The organism is Enterococcus sp. AZ091 (genome assembly GCF_051714805.1).
Lineage (GTDB): Bacteria > Bacillota > Bacilli > Lactobacillales > Enterococcaceae > Enterococcus_D > Enterococcus_D gallinarum.
On record NZ_JBIOSO010000002.1, the window covers coordinates 1,005,799 to 1,019,165 of the forward strand.

Below are 13,367 nucleotides of genomic sequence, written 5' to 3' on the forward strand. Positions count from 1 at the left end.
TATTAGTTAATTGCAACTGTCTAGGGGGCAAACCAAGGACAGTGCAAGAAAACTACAAATTAAGGTAACGTGATCACATTCTCAGATGTCTTATCAAAGAAGTGGGCTTTGTTGATGTTGAAAGCAAGATCAATCACTTCACCTGGACGATGGAAGTCACGAGCATCTACTTTAGAGATAAACTCAGTGGAACCAATCTTTGTATAAAGCATTGTTTCAGCACCAAGCAGTTCAGAAACGACTACTTCTGCACGGACAGTTGCTTCTGGTGAAGCTTCCAATGCGATTTGTTCGCTGTGGATATCTTCTGGACGGATACCAAAGACTAACTCCTTGCCTTCGTACCCTTTTTCGATAAGGACTTTGTTCTTGCCTTCAGGAATACGTAAGTTTAATCCATGGCCGTCTGAGATCATGCCGTTTTTCAAAGTAACTGTAAAGAAGTTCATAGCAGGTGAACCGATAAAGCCGGCAACAAACATATTTTTAGGTGAGTTGTACACTTCTTTCGGTGAACCGATTTGTTGAATAAATCCGTCTTTCATAATAACGATTCGGTCTGCCATTGTCATCGCTTCTGTTTGGTCATGGGTTACATAAATCGTAGTTGTTTCAAGACGTTGATGCAGTTTCGCAATCTCCGCACGCATTGCTACCCGCAATTTCGCATCTAAGTTTGACAAAGGTTCATCCATCAAGAAGACTTTGGCATCACGTACGATGGCACGACCCAAAGCTACCCGTTGACGTTGTCCACCAGATAGTGCGGCTGGTTTACGGTCTAGATATTCTGTCAATCCTAAGATCTCGGCAGCATTTTCTACGCGTTTTTTGATTTCTTCTTTATCGTATTTACGTAATTTCAATCCGAAAGCCATGTTGTTGAAAACTGTCATATGTGGATACAACGCATAGTTCTGGAATACCATGGCAATATCACGATCTTTTGGTGCGACATCGTTCATTACTTTGCCGCCGATGGATAATTCTCCTTCAGAAATATCTTCTAATCCAGCAATCATCCGCAGCGTTGTTGACTTTCCACAACCGGAAGGTCCAACAAAAACAATAAACTCGCGATCAGAAATATCTAAATTAAAATCTGTTACAGAATAATTATCATTGTTGTCGTATTTTTTATGCACGTGTTTCAGAGCCATTTCTACCATTAGGATTACCTCTTTCCATTTAGTTTACACCTGTATCATAAATGAAAACGCTTTGATTCAGCAACGGAAATATGCACAAGAAAAAAAACGTTTTCTTGTGCAAGTTGTTCAATCGGCTGGATGAGCGAAATTTTTGATAAGAAAATAGCACAGCAGCAGATCATCCATTTCTTTTAAGTTCAGATTAGTCATACTTTGGAATTTATCGATCTTATAAAGTAGTGTATTGCGATGCATGAAGAGTGACTTGGCTGTAGAACTGGCATTTCCTTGATTTTTCCACAGCGACTCGATCAAATGGATAAGATCGCTTTCCTGAAACCAATCCTGATAAAGTGTTCGAAATAATAGTTGATAGTCGGAACCGGCAGTGCTTAGCAAATGGATCAGAGATGTAGCCAGATCCAAACTTTTTAAATTGGTTTGTCGAGTCAATTGTTGAAAAAGAGTCATTTCTTCAGTCAGCAGAAGTGTGAAATCATGGCTCGAATGGTGAAACGGCCCTACAAATAAATGCGAGTAGCAGTCAAAATCCATATCTAAAGCAACAAATAAACCATCCAGTTCATCTAAGCGCAAGTTCTCACCAGCCCGCTGTTCAACAATCAACGCACTGTCTTCGGTAACAAAAAAGAGATCGACGACATGGGGGAGCATTTGCTGGATCTCTTGCAGCCACTCAGTCTGCAATAAATCGATCCCACTCGTAAATTTCACTTGCAACAAGCGATAATCACCGGTCTCATTTATCGGCTGATGTTCAAATAAAATCGGGTACCATGGTCGAAAACGGTTGTCGATTACCGGAAACAGTGCACCGCTGCCTAATTGCAGCATGATTCTTTCTTTTGCCGATAGATCGGCAGTAGGCAGCCAGATGAATTTCTGACCAAATGGAATCGATTCGATTCCTGGATCTGTTGATTTTGCTGGATGCAAAGCAGCGTTTGGGTAATTTTCTTTAATATCTTTAAAAGAGAAAATAGGAAGAACCTCCTTTGCTGTCGTTGTCATTTATTGTATAGCAATTCATCTTTTCTGAACAGTTGCAATTGATCGAATCGTGCATTTAGCAGAGGCTGCCACTGACTATTATATTTCTGCTTCAGGTAAAAAATTGATTTTTACAAAATTACATTGACAAGAAAGCGCATTCTAAATATACTATATGTACGGACAACTTTCGAAAGATGGGATTAATATGACAACGAAGTACGAACAACTTGCGAATGAATTACGGGAAAACATCCGTTTAGGAACCTATAAAGAAGGAATGACGATTCCTTCAGAGGCTGTATTACAAGAAGAATATCATTTGAGCCGACATACCGTGCGACAAGCGATTGCTTTGCTAGTAAACGAAGGCTATTTACGTAAGGAAAGAGGATCTGGTACGTACGTTTCAAAACCTGAGAATCTTCCGCAACGCAGCCATAAAACGATTGGCATCATCATGACGTATCTGTCGGATTATATCTTTCCTTCAATTATGCGCGGAGTCGAGCAGACATTGCGGGAACAAGGCTATTCTTTGCTGTTGGGATCAACAAATAATGACCATGAACAAGAACGAGCTTGCCTTCAACAAATGATGGACCAAGGAGTAGATGGCTTAATCGTTGAACCGACGAAGAGCAGTCAATACAATCCCAATTTGGCCTACTACATGGCATTGAAAGAAGCAGGGATTCCGCTAGTGATGATCAATGCCTACTATGAAGAACTGGATCTGCCTCATATTTGTGTCAATGACACTCGTTCAGGCTATCTAGCCACGAATTATTTATTGGAACAGCAGCATCAACACTTGATGCTGATCACTAAAATTGATGATTTACAAGGGAAATATCGGATGAAAGGTTTTGTCAAAGCTTTGGAACAAGCAAAGAAAACGTTTGCTGCTGAAGATGTCGTGACTTATACCACAGAAACCAAAGAGGCTGTCATTGCACAAGCGATTGACCGGTTGAACCAATCGAATGAGATCACTGGAATCGTCTGTTATAACGATGAAATTGCACATGGGTTGATCCAGCAATTAGAAGCCAATGGAAAGCATGTACCAGAAGATTATTCAATTGTAGGAAATGATGATTCACCTTTAAGTACATTGACTTCACCAGGAATAACCACACTGGCTCACCCAAAGGAAGAGATGGGGATTTTAGCGGCACAATGGGTCACCTCAGGAACTACGTTGGAAGAAACGTTTTATTATGAGCCAGAATTGATTGTTCGCGGCTCCGTCATGAGCCATTCGTGATTCATGTATATCAAAATTCAAAAGGAGAGAAGAGAAATGGAGCAGCAAATAAGTGCAGCGATTCAAGAAGGGCGCACGGCACTTGGAATCGAGTTAGGATCCACAAGAATTAAAGCTGTCTTGATCGATGAGCAATTTCAAACCATCGCAACCGGTAGTTATGAGTGGGAGAATCAGTTATTAGATGGTGTCTGGACCTATTCTTTGGCATCTGTCTGGCAAGGAATCCAAGAAAGCTATCAAGCATTAGCAGCTTCTGTTCAATCCCGATACGGGGAACCTTTGACGAGAATTGGTTCAATTGGTTTTTCCGCTATGATGCATGGGTATCTCGCTTTTGATGAGAATGATCAGTTATTGGTGCCTTTCCGCACTTGGCGCAATGCCAGCACAGAAGCAGCCGAAAAGGCTCTAACTGAATTGTTCCAATACAATATTCCGCAACGCTGGAGTATCGCTCATCTGTACCAAGCCATTTTGAATCAAGAAGCGCATATACCGGAAGTCAACTTTTTGACGACATTAGCGGGCTATGTTCATTGGCAGCTGACAGGTGAAAAAGTAATCGGTATTGGGGATGCCTCGGGAATGTTCCCAATCGACAGCCTACAAAAAGACTATGATCGACAGATGATGGCCCAGTTTGATGATCTGATCCTTCCAGAAAATTTACCTTGGCAGTTAGCAGATATTTTGCCCAAAGTCTTAGTGGCTGGTGAAGCAGCAGGCACTTTGTCGGCAGCAGGAGCTTTGCGGTTAGATCCAACAGGAACATTGTTGCCGGGTATTCCATTCTGTCCACCCGAAGGAGATGCGGGAACCGGAATGGTTGCGACGAATAGTGTTGCGCAAAGGAGTGGGAATGTCTCTGCCGGAACATCAGCTTTTGCTATGATCGTTCTTGAAAGCGGTCTCTCTAAAGTCTATCCAGAAATTGATCTGGTAACAACGCCAGCAGGAGATTTAGTTGGCATGGTTCATACGAATAATTGTACTTCGGAGATCAATGCATGGGTCAAAGTTTTTCGGGAATTTGTAGAAGCAGCAGGGGTCGAAATGAGCACAGAAGCTCTGTTTACGACATTGTTCAACCAAGCACTGAAAGGAGATCCTGACTGTGGTGGGTTGTTGTCTTATGGGTATTACTCAGGAGAGAATATTACAAAAATAGCAGCTGGTAGACCATTGTTTGTTCGCTCCCCAGAAAGCCGCTTTACTTTAGCAAACTTTATGCGGCTCCATTTGTTTAGTGCGTTTGGTGCGATGAAGATCGGGATGGATATCCTAACTAAAGAACAAGTCAAGATCGACCGAATCGTAGGACACGGAGGGATTTTCAAGACTCCGACTGTTGCGCAGCGGGTGTTGGCTGCTGCGATGGAAGCACCAGTGACGGTGATGGAAACAGCAGGAGAAGGTGGTGCTTGGGGCATCGCTTTACTGGCAGCATTTATGAAAAAAAAATCGGTAGAAGAAACACTTACAGTCTTTTTATCCAGAGTTTTCCAAGGAAAAGAAGGGACAACTTTAGCGCCATTACCTGAGGATATAGTTGGTTTTACTAAGTTTGTTAAGCGCTACCAACACGGTCTGCCGATCGAGCAAGCAGCGATCGATGGATTGATTTAAAACAAAAATAGAGGTGAGTCATTTGTTAGAACAATTGAAAGAAACCGTCTTCCAAGCCAATTTAGCTCTGCCAAAACAGGGCTTGATCAAATACACTTGGGGCAATGTGTCTGCCGTTGACCGCAGCCAGCAGCTATTTGTGATCAAACCTAGTGGAGTTGATTATGAAACGATGCAAGCTAGTGATATGGTAGTCTGCGATTTTGAGGGGAACGTTGTTGAAGGAAAGATGAATCCTTCTTCTGATACCCCTACTCACGCTGTATTGTATCGAGCGTTTCCAGAAATTGGCGGCATCGTCCATACCCACTCCACTTGGGCAACAAGTTGGGCACAGGCAGGAGTTGATTTGCCGGCAATGGGCACGACCCACGCTGACACCTTTTATGGCAGTGTCCCTTGTGCGCGCTTTTTGACACAGGAAGAAATTGACCGTGGTTATGAAGCAGAGACTGGAAACGTGATTGTTGAAACTTTTCAGGAACGCGGTATCCAACCTTTAGAGATTCCCGGCGTCTTGCTGCAGGGACATGGTCCATTCACTTGGGGCAAAGATGCTCAAAGTGCAGTCATGAACGCAGTCGTTTTAGAAGAAGTAGCAAAGATGAACGTTGTGACGCGTCAGATCAATAGTTATGCACCGGAACTGCCGCAGCGCATCCTTGACAAGCATTATCTACGAAAACATGGCAAAGATGCCTACTATGGGCAAAAATAATCAAGAAGGAGCAGACAATATGTTAGCAATCAGTAAAAAAGAATTTTGGTTCGTTGTAGGATCTCAGCACTTATATGGGGAAGAAGCCTTGCAAGAAGTCCGCGATCATGCAGCTGAAATGGTCAAACGCTTGAATGACAGTGGAAATCTGCCTTATCCAGTCGTTTTACAAGAATTGGCAGTCACTGCGGACACGATTACAAAGATCATGAAGGAAGTCAATTATCGGGATGAAGTAGCTGGTGTCATTACTTGGATGCATACCTTCTCACCAGCAAAAATGTGGATCCGGGGAACGAAACTGCTGCAAAAACCATTGCTTCATTTGGCGACCCAATACAATGAACGCATTCCTTGGGAGACCATCGATATGGACTTTATGAATTTGAATCAGGCAGCCCATGGGGATCGCGAATATGGTTTTATCAATGCGCGTTTGCAGAAACAAAACAAAATCGTTGTCGGTTATTGGAAAAAAGAGACGGTCCAAAAAGAAATCGCAGCTTGGATGGATGTGGCGGTTGCTTACAATGAAAGTTTTGCTATCAAAGTCGCTCGTTTCGGCGACAACATGCGCAATGTTGGGGTGACAGAAGGGGACAAAGTCGAAGCACAAATCCAATTTGGTTGGACCGTGGATTACTTTGGCATTGGTGATCTTGTTCAAGTAATCGATGCTGTGACCGATGAAGAGATCAATGACTTGTTTGAAGAATACCGTAATTTGTATGAGTTTGATCAGGGAGATTACGAAGCCGCAATCTGGGAAGCACATGTGAAAGTACAGGCCAAACAAGAAATCGGCATCCGCCGTTTCTTAGAAGCAGGAGGCTATAGTGCGTTTACGACCAACTTTGAAGATCTTTATGGCATGCAACAGCTACCAGGATTAGCTGTACAGCGACTCATGGCGGAAGGATACGGATTTGCTGGTGAAGGTGACTGGAAAACAGCAGCCATCGATCGTCTTATGAAGATCATGGCACATAATAAAGCAACCGGTTTTATGGAAGACTACACCTATGAGTTGACCGAAGGCAAAGAAGCCATCTTGCAGTCGCATATGATGGAAGTGGATCCAGTATTGGCTGTCAATAAACCAAAAATCGTCGTTTCGCCGCTATCAATGGGGGATCGAGAAGACCCAGCACGATTAGTCTTTGACGGACAAGGTGGCGCAGGAGTAGTTGTATCTATGGCCGACTTTGGGACTCACTATAAATTATTGATCAATGAAGTCGATGCTTTTGAGCCAACAGAAGCCGCACCTAAATTGCCGGTGGCTCGCGTGATGTGGACGCCTCGTCCCGACTTTCATCAAGGAGTCAAACAATGGATCGAAACGGGTGGCGGGCATCATACGGTTGTTTCATTAGCTTTGACGTCAGATCAAATCGAGACGTGGGCAAAACTCGTTGGTTTGGACTATGTGACGATCAAGTAGCTATTAAAAAAGTAGACAAGACAACAGAAAAGAGCCAACACTGACAAGACCAAACCCTCTCATACTGAAACATGTTGGGAGGAACTCTGGTCTTGTTTTTTCTTGTGCTGAAGCAGACAAATCATAAGAGAGATGCAAGGTGTACAATCAGCAAAATTGACTTTTAAAATCGAGACGCATAGACTTTTAATTAAGAGAAAGCAAGGAGGAGTAGTATGGAGACAACATTTGATACCCAAGAGTATTTTGACAAAATGAATGCTTGGTGGCGGGCAGCCAACTATCTTTCTGTCGGACAAATCTATTTGAAAGACAATCCACTGTTACGGCGGCCCATTGAAGAAAAAGATCTGAAAGTCAATCCGATTGGTCACTGGGGCACCATTGCTGGTCAGAATTTTATCTACACCCACTTGAATCGTGTCATCAATAAATATGATTTGAATATGTTCTACATTGAAGGACCTGGTCATGGAGGTCAGGTGATGGTTTCGAATGCCTATCTAGATGGAAGTTATACGGAAATCTATCCAGAAGTAACCCAAGATGAGGCCGGGATGCAGCATCTTTTCAAAATTTTTTCCTTCCCAGGAGGAATTGCTTCCCATGCGGCACCAGAAACACCAGGATCGATCCATGAAGGGGGCGAACTAGGTTATTCCATCGCGCATGGAACAGGGGCTGTCCTTGATAATCCTGATGTGATCGCTGCTGTTGTGGTTGGAGATGGCGAAGCTGAAACCGGTCCGTTAGCGGGCAGCTGGTTTTCTAATACATTTATCAATCCGGTAAATGATGGGGCTGTTCTGCCGATCTTACATCTGAACGGTGCTAAAATCTCTAATCCAACGATTCTGGCTCGCAAATCGGATGAAGACCTAACCAAGTATTTTGAAGGAATGGGTTGGACACCTTATTTTGTTGAGGGAGATGATCCTGCTACTGTTCATCCGCAAATGGCGAGAGCATTGGACCGCGCCGTTGAGAAGATCAAAGCGATTCAAACCAAAGCCCGTCAAGGAAAAGCTGATGAAGCAGTCATGCCCCACTGGCCTGTTCTGATCGTGCGCACACCTAAAGGCTGGACAGGACCAAAAGTTTGGGAGGGAGAGCCGATTGAAGGCGGTTTTCGCGCCCATCAAGTACCTATCCCAGTCAATGCGCATCAGATAGAGCACGTGGATGCACTAACTGATTGGCTGAAATCGTATAAGCCAGAAGAACTCTTTGATGAATCTGGCCGCATCAAGGCGGAGATTCAAGAGCTTGCGCCGAAAGGACAGCAACGGATGGCAATGAATCCCATCACTAACGGGGGAATCGATCCTCAACCGTTGAAAATCACCGATTGGCGACAGCATGCGATCGATATTGGTGTTCCTGGCTCAACCACTGCTCAAGACATGATGGAGTTCGGAAAGTTTGCTCGGGATTTGATTGTTGAAAACCCGACTAATTTTAGAATCTTTGGTCCGGATGAAGCCAAATCCAATCGTTTGAACCATGTTTTTGAAGTGACAAATCGCCAATGGTTAGAACCAAAACAGCCAAACTATGATGAATGGCTAAGTGCTACCGGACGGGTAATTGATTCCCAATTATCGGAGCATCAAGCAGAAGGCTTCCTAGAAGGCTACGTCTTAACTGGGCGTCATGGCTTTTTTGCTAGCTATGAATCTTTCTTGCGAGTGGTTGATTCCATGATCACTCAGCACTTTAAGTGGACGCGTAAATCGAAAGAATTGCCTTGGCGCCATGCCTATCCGTCATTGAATTTGATTGCTTCCTCAACCGTATTCCAGCAAGACCATAATGGGTATACCCATCAAGACCCAGGGATCATGACACATATCGCTGAGAAAAAAGCGGAATTCGTACGGGTCTATCTACCAGCAGATGCCAATAGCTTGATGGCTGTAATGGCAGAAACATTCCAAACTGAAGAACAGATCAATCTGATTGTTTCTTCGAAACATCCTCGGCCGCAGTTTTATACGGCAGAAGAAGCGGAGATATTGGTAAAAGACGGCTTAAAGATCATTGATTGGGCTTCAACAGACCAAGGAGAACCTGATTTGGTGATCGCTGCAGCAGGGACAGAGCCAAATTTAGAAGCTCTCGCTGCTGTAAGCCTGCTGAATGAGGCGTTTCCAGAGTTGAAAATCCGCTTTATCAATGTTGTTGATTTATTGAAACTACGTCATCCGGATGTCGATCCTCGTGGATTGACAGATGAAGAATTTGAGGCTTACTTTACTAAGGACAAGCCAATCATTTTTGCTTTCCATGGCTATGAAGGACTGATTCGGGACATTTTCTTCGGCCGCAAGAATCAGCGTCTGCATATTCATGGCTATCGTGAAAATGGCGATATCACCACACCATTTGACATGCGGATCTTATCTGAACTTGATCGCTTCCATTTAGCGAAAGACGGCGCTGAGTGGGTCTATGGCGAACAAGCTGCCGACTTTGCGCAACGAATGACAGAGACGGTTGCCTATCACCATGACTTTATCCGTGAGAATGGCTACGACATTGCTGAAGTCCAAGATTGGCAATGGAAACCATTGAAATAGAAGACGAATCAAACAAAAAACTGTCCAGCAACGATCAAGAGATCTGTTGTTGGACAGTTTTTTTAAACAGAAGTCAAAATGCGATAAATTCCAATGAAGAAAGCTTTGATGCCTCGAAAGAAGCGGTTCTTATCGGTCAATTCATGATAGACTTCGGCGATCGTGCGACGGGTCAATAAATAGAAGAGAAATCCAATCAAAAATGTGAAAAGGAAAAAGAAAAACAACAGTCGCATAAATCATCACCTAAATTCTTACTCATTATTTCTTTATCTTAACAAAAAAAGCAAGGATAGGCGAAGCGATTTGATTTGGAACTGTAGATAAGGTTGGAGTAAAAAGCAAATCAACTATTTCACTGTCTGGAGAAATAGTTGATTAAGAGAAAGCTGCGATGAATAGTAATATATTCAGAGAATGTAAAATAATCTATCTGTCTCAAAAACCATCCTTTTGGAGAATCAAGTAACAGGTCAACTAATAGTAGATGTCATATATTAGTGAATAGAAGTGTCCAAAAAACATGATTCTCTGGACACTTTTTATAAAGATACCTATTTTGGGCTAGACTGGTTACTTCGTTTATCCAATGTTTTCTGGACTTCGGAATCACTGCGGCATGCTTAAATGAATGTATAAGGTATAAACTTGGTTATCATTTGAATAAGTTCTTCTGGTTTTTCTTTTTGTCCCGTATTTATCCACTCTTGGAGGATGCCTAAAAAAGCATTACTAAAAAAGATGACTAAATAATGTTTTTCAATTTCATTCTTCAAGGTTAGATTGATATGTGGAAGAACATTTTTTGTTGCGTTCTGTTGGAGTACTTTTTTTACTTGATCTTGTATTTCCACAGATCCTTTATTTGAAATAAGTAGTCCTAGCAGTTGACCTTCATTTAAAAAAAGTAAAGTAATTTCACCATTGTTTCTTCCATCGAAAGTTTTTCTTTTACATTTTCCTCTATCAAATAATTGACTTGTTTCATTAGCTCCAGTTGATATTTTTCTACTAAATCGTATTTATCCATATAATGAAGATAGAAACCGCTGCGACTGATTTCTGCTTTCTCACATATATCTTTGACTGTCACATGATCAAAATGTTTGCTTTTTAGCAACTCGATCATCGCGTTTAGAATGCGCTTTTTTGTTCGATAGAAACGAATATCTTTCTTTTTCATGTGTCCACCTCATAAATGATCATTTCTTATTATCTGTCTATTAACTATGGTTTTTACTTGCTGATTTGCAAAAATAAATTATACTACAAAGAGTAAAAGATAATAAACACCATGTCTACTAAAAGGAGAAGTTGATGATGGGCCAAGTGATTGCAATAATGTCGAGTGCGACAAAATCTTTTGATAAACAAAAGGTATTAGATAATATAAATCTTGAACTGCAAGCTGGAAAAATCGTTGGAATAATAGGTCCAAGTGGAGCTGGGAAATCAACGGCTATAAGATGTTTGATGGGGATGGAGAAGTTAGATCAAGGATCTGCTGATATATTTGATACGAAGATGCCAAATCGAAAAATTTTAAAGAGAATTGGCTACATGGGCCAAAATGATGCGCTCTATGATGATCTATCTGGAAAAGAAAATTTAGTCTTTTTTGGCAGTTTGATGGGGTTAACTGGCACTGCTCTTGATCGTGCTATTGAGAAGAATATGCAACTAGTTGATTTATTGGATTTTCTAAATAAGCCAGTGAAAACTTATTCTGGAGGTATGAAAAGACGACTTTCTTTAGCGATTACTTTACTCTCTAATCCGGATCTGCTTGTATTAGATGAGCCGACAGTAGGTATTGATCCTAGTTTACGCGTAGCTATTTGGGAGCAATTAAGAGAGCTCGCAAATAATAATAAAGGAATTATCATGACAACCCATGTCATGGATGAAGCGGAAAAATGTGACTATGTTGGTCTTATCATTGAAGGAAAACTATTTGCTTTCGGCTCACCAAAAGAGTTAGAAGAGCAATTTAAAGTAACAAGTATTGAAGAAGTCTTTTTGAAAGCTGAGATGAATGCAAAATGATTCGATTTCAAGCGATAGTGATACGTGTGATCAAAGAATTGATTCGAGATAAACGTACGTTAGCATTAATGTTGATTGCACCGATCATTGTTTTAAGCTTAATGAATGTTGTCTTTGATTCAAATTCTGAGACCCATGTGAAAATTGGTTTTGATCAGACTGTTCCTTCAACACTCGTTGATCAGTTCTCCTCAGATGAAGTGAAAGTTGAACATTACACTACAAATAGGAACTATAAAGAGAAAATATTGAATGAGAATTTAGATGCATTCGTAACATTGGATCAGTCTACTTTTCACATAACTTATGCAAATGATGAGCCATCTAACACAGCCAAAGTAAAAGGGCTAGTTCAGAATGTGCTGACAGCAAATAAGGTCAAAGAACTCAGTTTGAATGTCCAAAAATTAGCAGCAGAAACAGGGCAAAAAGTAACCATAGAAGATTTTTCAGTGCAAAATTCTTATATTTATGGTGGAGCAAACAATTCCTTTTTTGACCAAATATTTCCTATCTTGATTGGCTTTTTTGTTTTCTTTTTTGTATTTTTAGTTTCTGGTATTGCCTTGTTGAGAGAACGCACCAGTGGGACTTTGGAAAGATTGCTAGCTACACCGGTCAAGCGTAGTGAAATTGTTATGGGATATTTAGTAGGGTATGGTATTTTTGCAATCATTCAGACCTTGATTATTGTTTTTTTCTCCATTTATGTCCTAGATCTTCAGATTATTGGCAGTTTGTGGTGGGTCATTGGAACAAATATTCTGATTGCATTGACGGCACTAGTCATTGGGATCTTTGTTTCAACATTTGCTAGTTCAGAATTTCAAATGGTGCAATTTATTCCATTAGTTGTCATTCCGCAAGTATTCTTTTCCGGGTTAATCGCCTTAGATAGTATGGCTAGCTGGGTAAGATATATATCATATATATTTCCATTGAGCTATGCGGGGAATGCATTGACTACTATCATGATCAAAGGGCAAGGCTGGAAAGAAATTTCCTTTGACTTAGGTATATTAATTCTGTTTATTCTTGTGTTTACATTTTTGAATATTATCGGATTAAAGAGGTATAGAAAAGTTTAAACAACTTGCTTGTCTCCGCAGCCCTTTATCGATTTATGCAAAAACGACTCAGTACTATTGAGTCGTTTTTGTTTGGCTATTAATTGATTAAGTTCCGCAAATTTCCACAGGTCAAATTTATCTGCGTAAACTCGTTCTTCCCCAAAATACATACAGGAAAAAATATGACTGCTTAGTAATATTCCTGTAATCGCTGTTTGTAAATGGCATAGCTGTTAAAATCATACCTAAAAGCAATAATATTAAAAGCTAAATTAGACTGTCAATCGTTCTTATACAGTTAGCGCAAAGGATAAGACAATGGTAATAAAAAAACATCCGCTATAATATCCACAAAAATAAAGATAAAAAGACAATATCTTTGTTATTAAACGAAGTCGGATTTTCTCCGATAGTTTGGGAATATAAGATGATTTGTTGTAGAAAAGGTA

12 protein-coding genes are annotated in these 13,367 nt (G+C 41.1%); 7 read left to right on the forward strand and 5 right to left on the reverse strand.

The annotated features are described in order from the left end of the window. Nucleotides 1-59 precede the first annotated feature (59 nt). Both IGJ28_RS17165 and IGJ28_RS17170 read right to left on the reverse strand, forming a co-directional pair. Entirely contained in the window at nucleotides 60-1,169 is a 1,110-nt protein-coding gene (locus IGJ28_RS17165) for an ABC transporter ATP-binding protein (protein ID WP_003128181.1), read from the reverse strand. A gap of 108 nt (nucleotides 1,170-1,277) precedes the next feature. Next, on the reverse strand, nucleotides 1,278-2,183 hold the full coding sequence (locus IGJ28_RS17170) for a helix-turn-helix domain-containing protein (protein WP_003128182.1): 906 nt from the start codon (nucleotides 2,181-2,183) through the stop codon (nucleotides 1,278-1,280). Nucleotides 2,184-2,337: 154 nt separating this feature from the next. Between IGJ28_RS17170 and IGJ28_RS17175 the strand changes: the two genes are divergently transcribed. The 5 genes from IGJ28_RS17175 to IGJ28_RS17195 all read left to right on the forward strand — a co-directional run bounded on the left by IGJ28_RS17175 (nucleotide 2,338) and on the right by IGJ28_RS17195 (nucleotide 9,802). Further along, on the forward strand, nucleotides 2,338-3,432 hold the full coding sequence (locus IGJ28_RS17175; RefSeq protein ID WP_138371268.1) for a GntR family transcriptional regulator: 1,095 nt from the start codon (nucleotides 2,338-2,340) through the stop codon (nucleotides 3,430-3,432). Nucleotides 3,433-3,468: 36 nt separating this feature from the next. Next, on the forward strand, nucleotides 3,469-5,061 hold the full coding sequence (locus tag IGJ28_RS17180; RefSeq protein ID WP_081131021.1) for a xylulokinase: 1,593 nt from the start codon (nucleotides 3,469-3,471) through the stop codon (nucleotides 5,059-5,061). A gap of 22 nt (nucleotides 5,062-5,083) precedes the next feature. Further along, complete coding sequence (locus tag IGJ28_RS17185; RefSeq protein WP_081131020.1) at nucleotides 5,084-5,779, forward strand: L-ribulose-5-phosphate 4-epimerase; 696 nt, start codon at nucleotides 5,084-5,086, stop codon at nucleotides 5,777-5,779. A 19-nt stretch (nucleotides 5,780-5,798) separates the two neighbouring features. After that, the gene (araA, locus tag IGJ28_RS17190) at nucleotides 5,799-7,223 is read left to right on the forward strand and encodes an L-arabinose isomerase (RefSeq protein ID WP_005470136.1); all 1,425 of its coding nucleotides are present in this window, start codon (nucleotides 5,799-5,801) and stop codon (nucleotides 7,221-7,223) included. A 215-nt stretch (nucleotides 7,224-7,438) separates the two neighbouring features. Next, nucleotides 7,439-9,802 (forward strand): phosphoketolase family protein, encoded by a 2,364-nt coding sequence (locus IGJ28_RS17195; protein WP_252711679.1) that lies wholly within the window; start codon nucleotides 7,439-7,441, stop codon nucleotides 9,800-9,802. Between the two features lie 62 nt (nucleotides 9,803-9,864). Here the strand turns inward: IGJ28_RS17195 and IGJ28_RS17200 are convergent, their stop codons facing one another. The 3 genes from IGJ28_RS17200 to IGJ28_RS17210 form a co-directional block, all read right to left on the reverse strand. Next, nucleotides 9,865-10,002 carry a hypothetical protein gene (locus tag IGJ28_RS17200; RefSeq protein WP_162787452.1) on the reverse strand — a complete coding sequence of 46 codons (138 nt, stop codon included), beginning with the start codon at nucleotides 10,000-10,002 and terminating at the stop codon, nucleotides 9,865-9,867. Between the two features lie 423 nt (nucleotides 10,003-10,425). Further along, nucleotides 10,426-10,656: a TetR-like C-terminal domain-containing protein gene (locus IGJ28_RS17205; protein ID WP_242387551.1), complete on the reverse strand. Its 231-nt coding sequence runs from the start codon at nucleotides 10,654-10,656 to the stop codon at nucleotides 10,426-10,428. Between the two features lie 44 nt (nucleotides 10,657-10,700). Further along, nucleotides 10,701-10,985 (reverse strand): TetR/AcrR family transcriptional regulator, encoded by a 285-nt coding sequence (locus IGJ28_RS17210; protein ID WP_252711674.1) that lies wholly within the window; start codon nucleotides 10,983-10,985, stop codon nucleotides 10,701-10,703. 137 nt (nucleotides 10,986-11,122) lie between these two features. Between IGJ28_RS17210 and IGJ28_RS17215 the strand changes: the two genes are divergently transcribed. Further along, nucleotides 11,123-11,848: an ABC transporter ATP-binding protein gene (locus tag IGJ28_RS17215; RefSeq protein WP_252711673.1), complete on the forward strand. Its 726-nt coding sequence runs from the start codon at nucleotides 11,123-11,125 to the stop codon at nucleotides 11,846-11,848. Beyond that, nucleotides 11,845-12,936 carry an ABC transporter permease gene (locus IGJ28_RS17220; RefSeq protein WP_252711671.1) on the forward strand — a complete coding sequence of 364 codons (1,092 nt, stop codon included), beginning with the start codon at nucleotides 11,845-11,847 and terminating at the stop codon, nucleotides 12,934-12,936. The genes IGJ28_RS17215 and IGJ28_RS17220 overlap by 4 nt, the downstream gene beginning before the upstream one ends. Nucleotides 12,937-13,367: the final 431 nt, after the last annotated feature.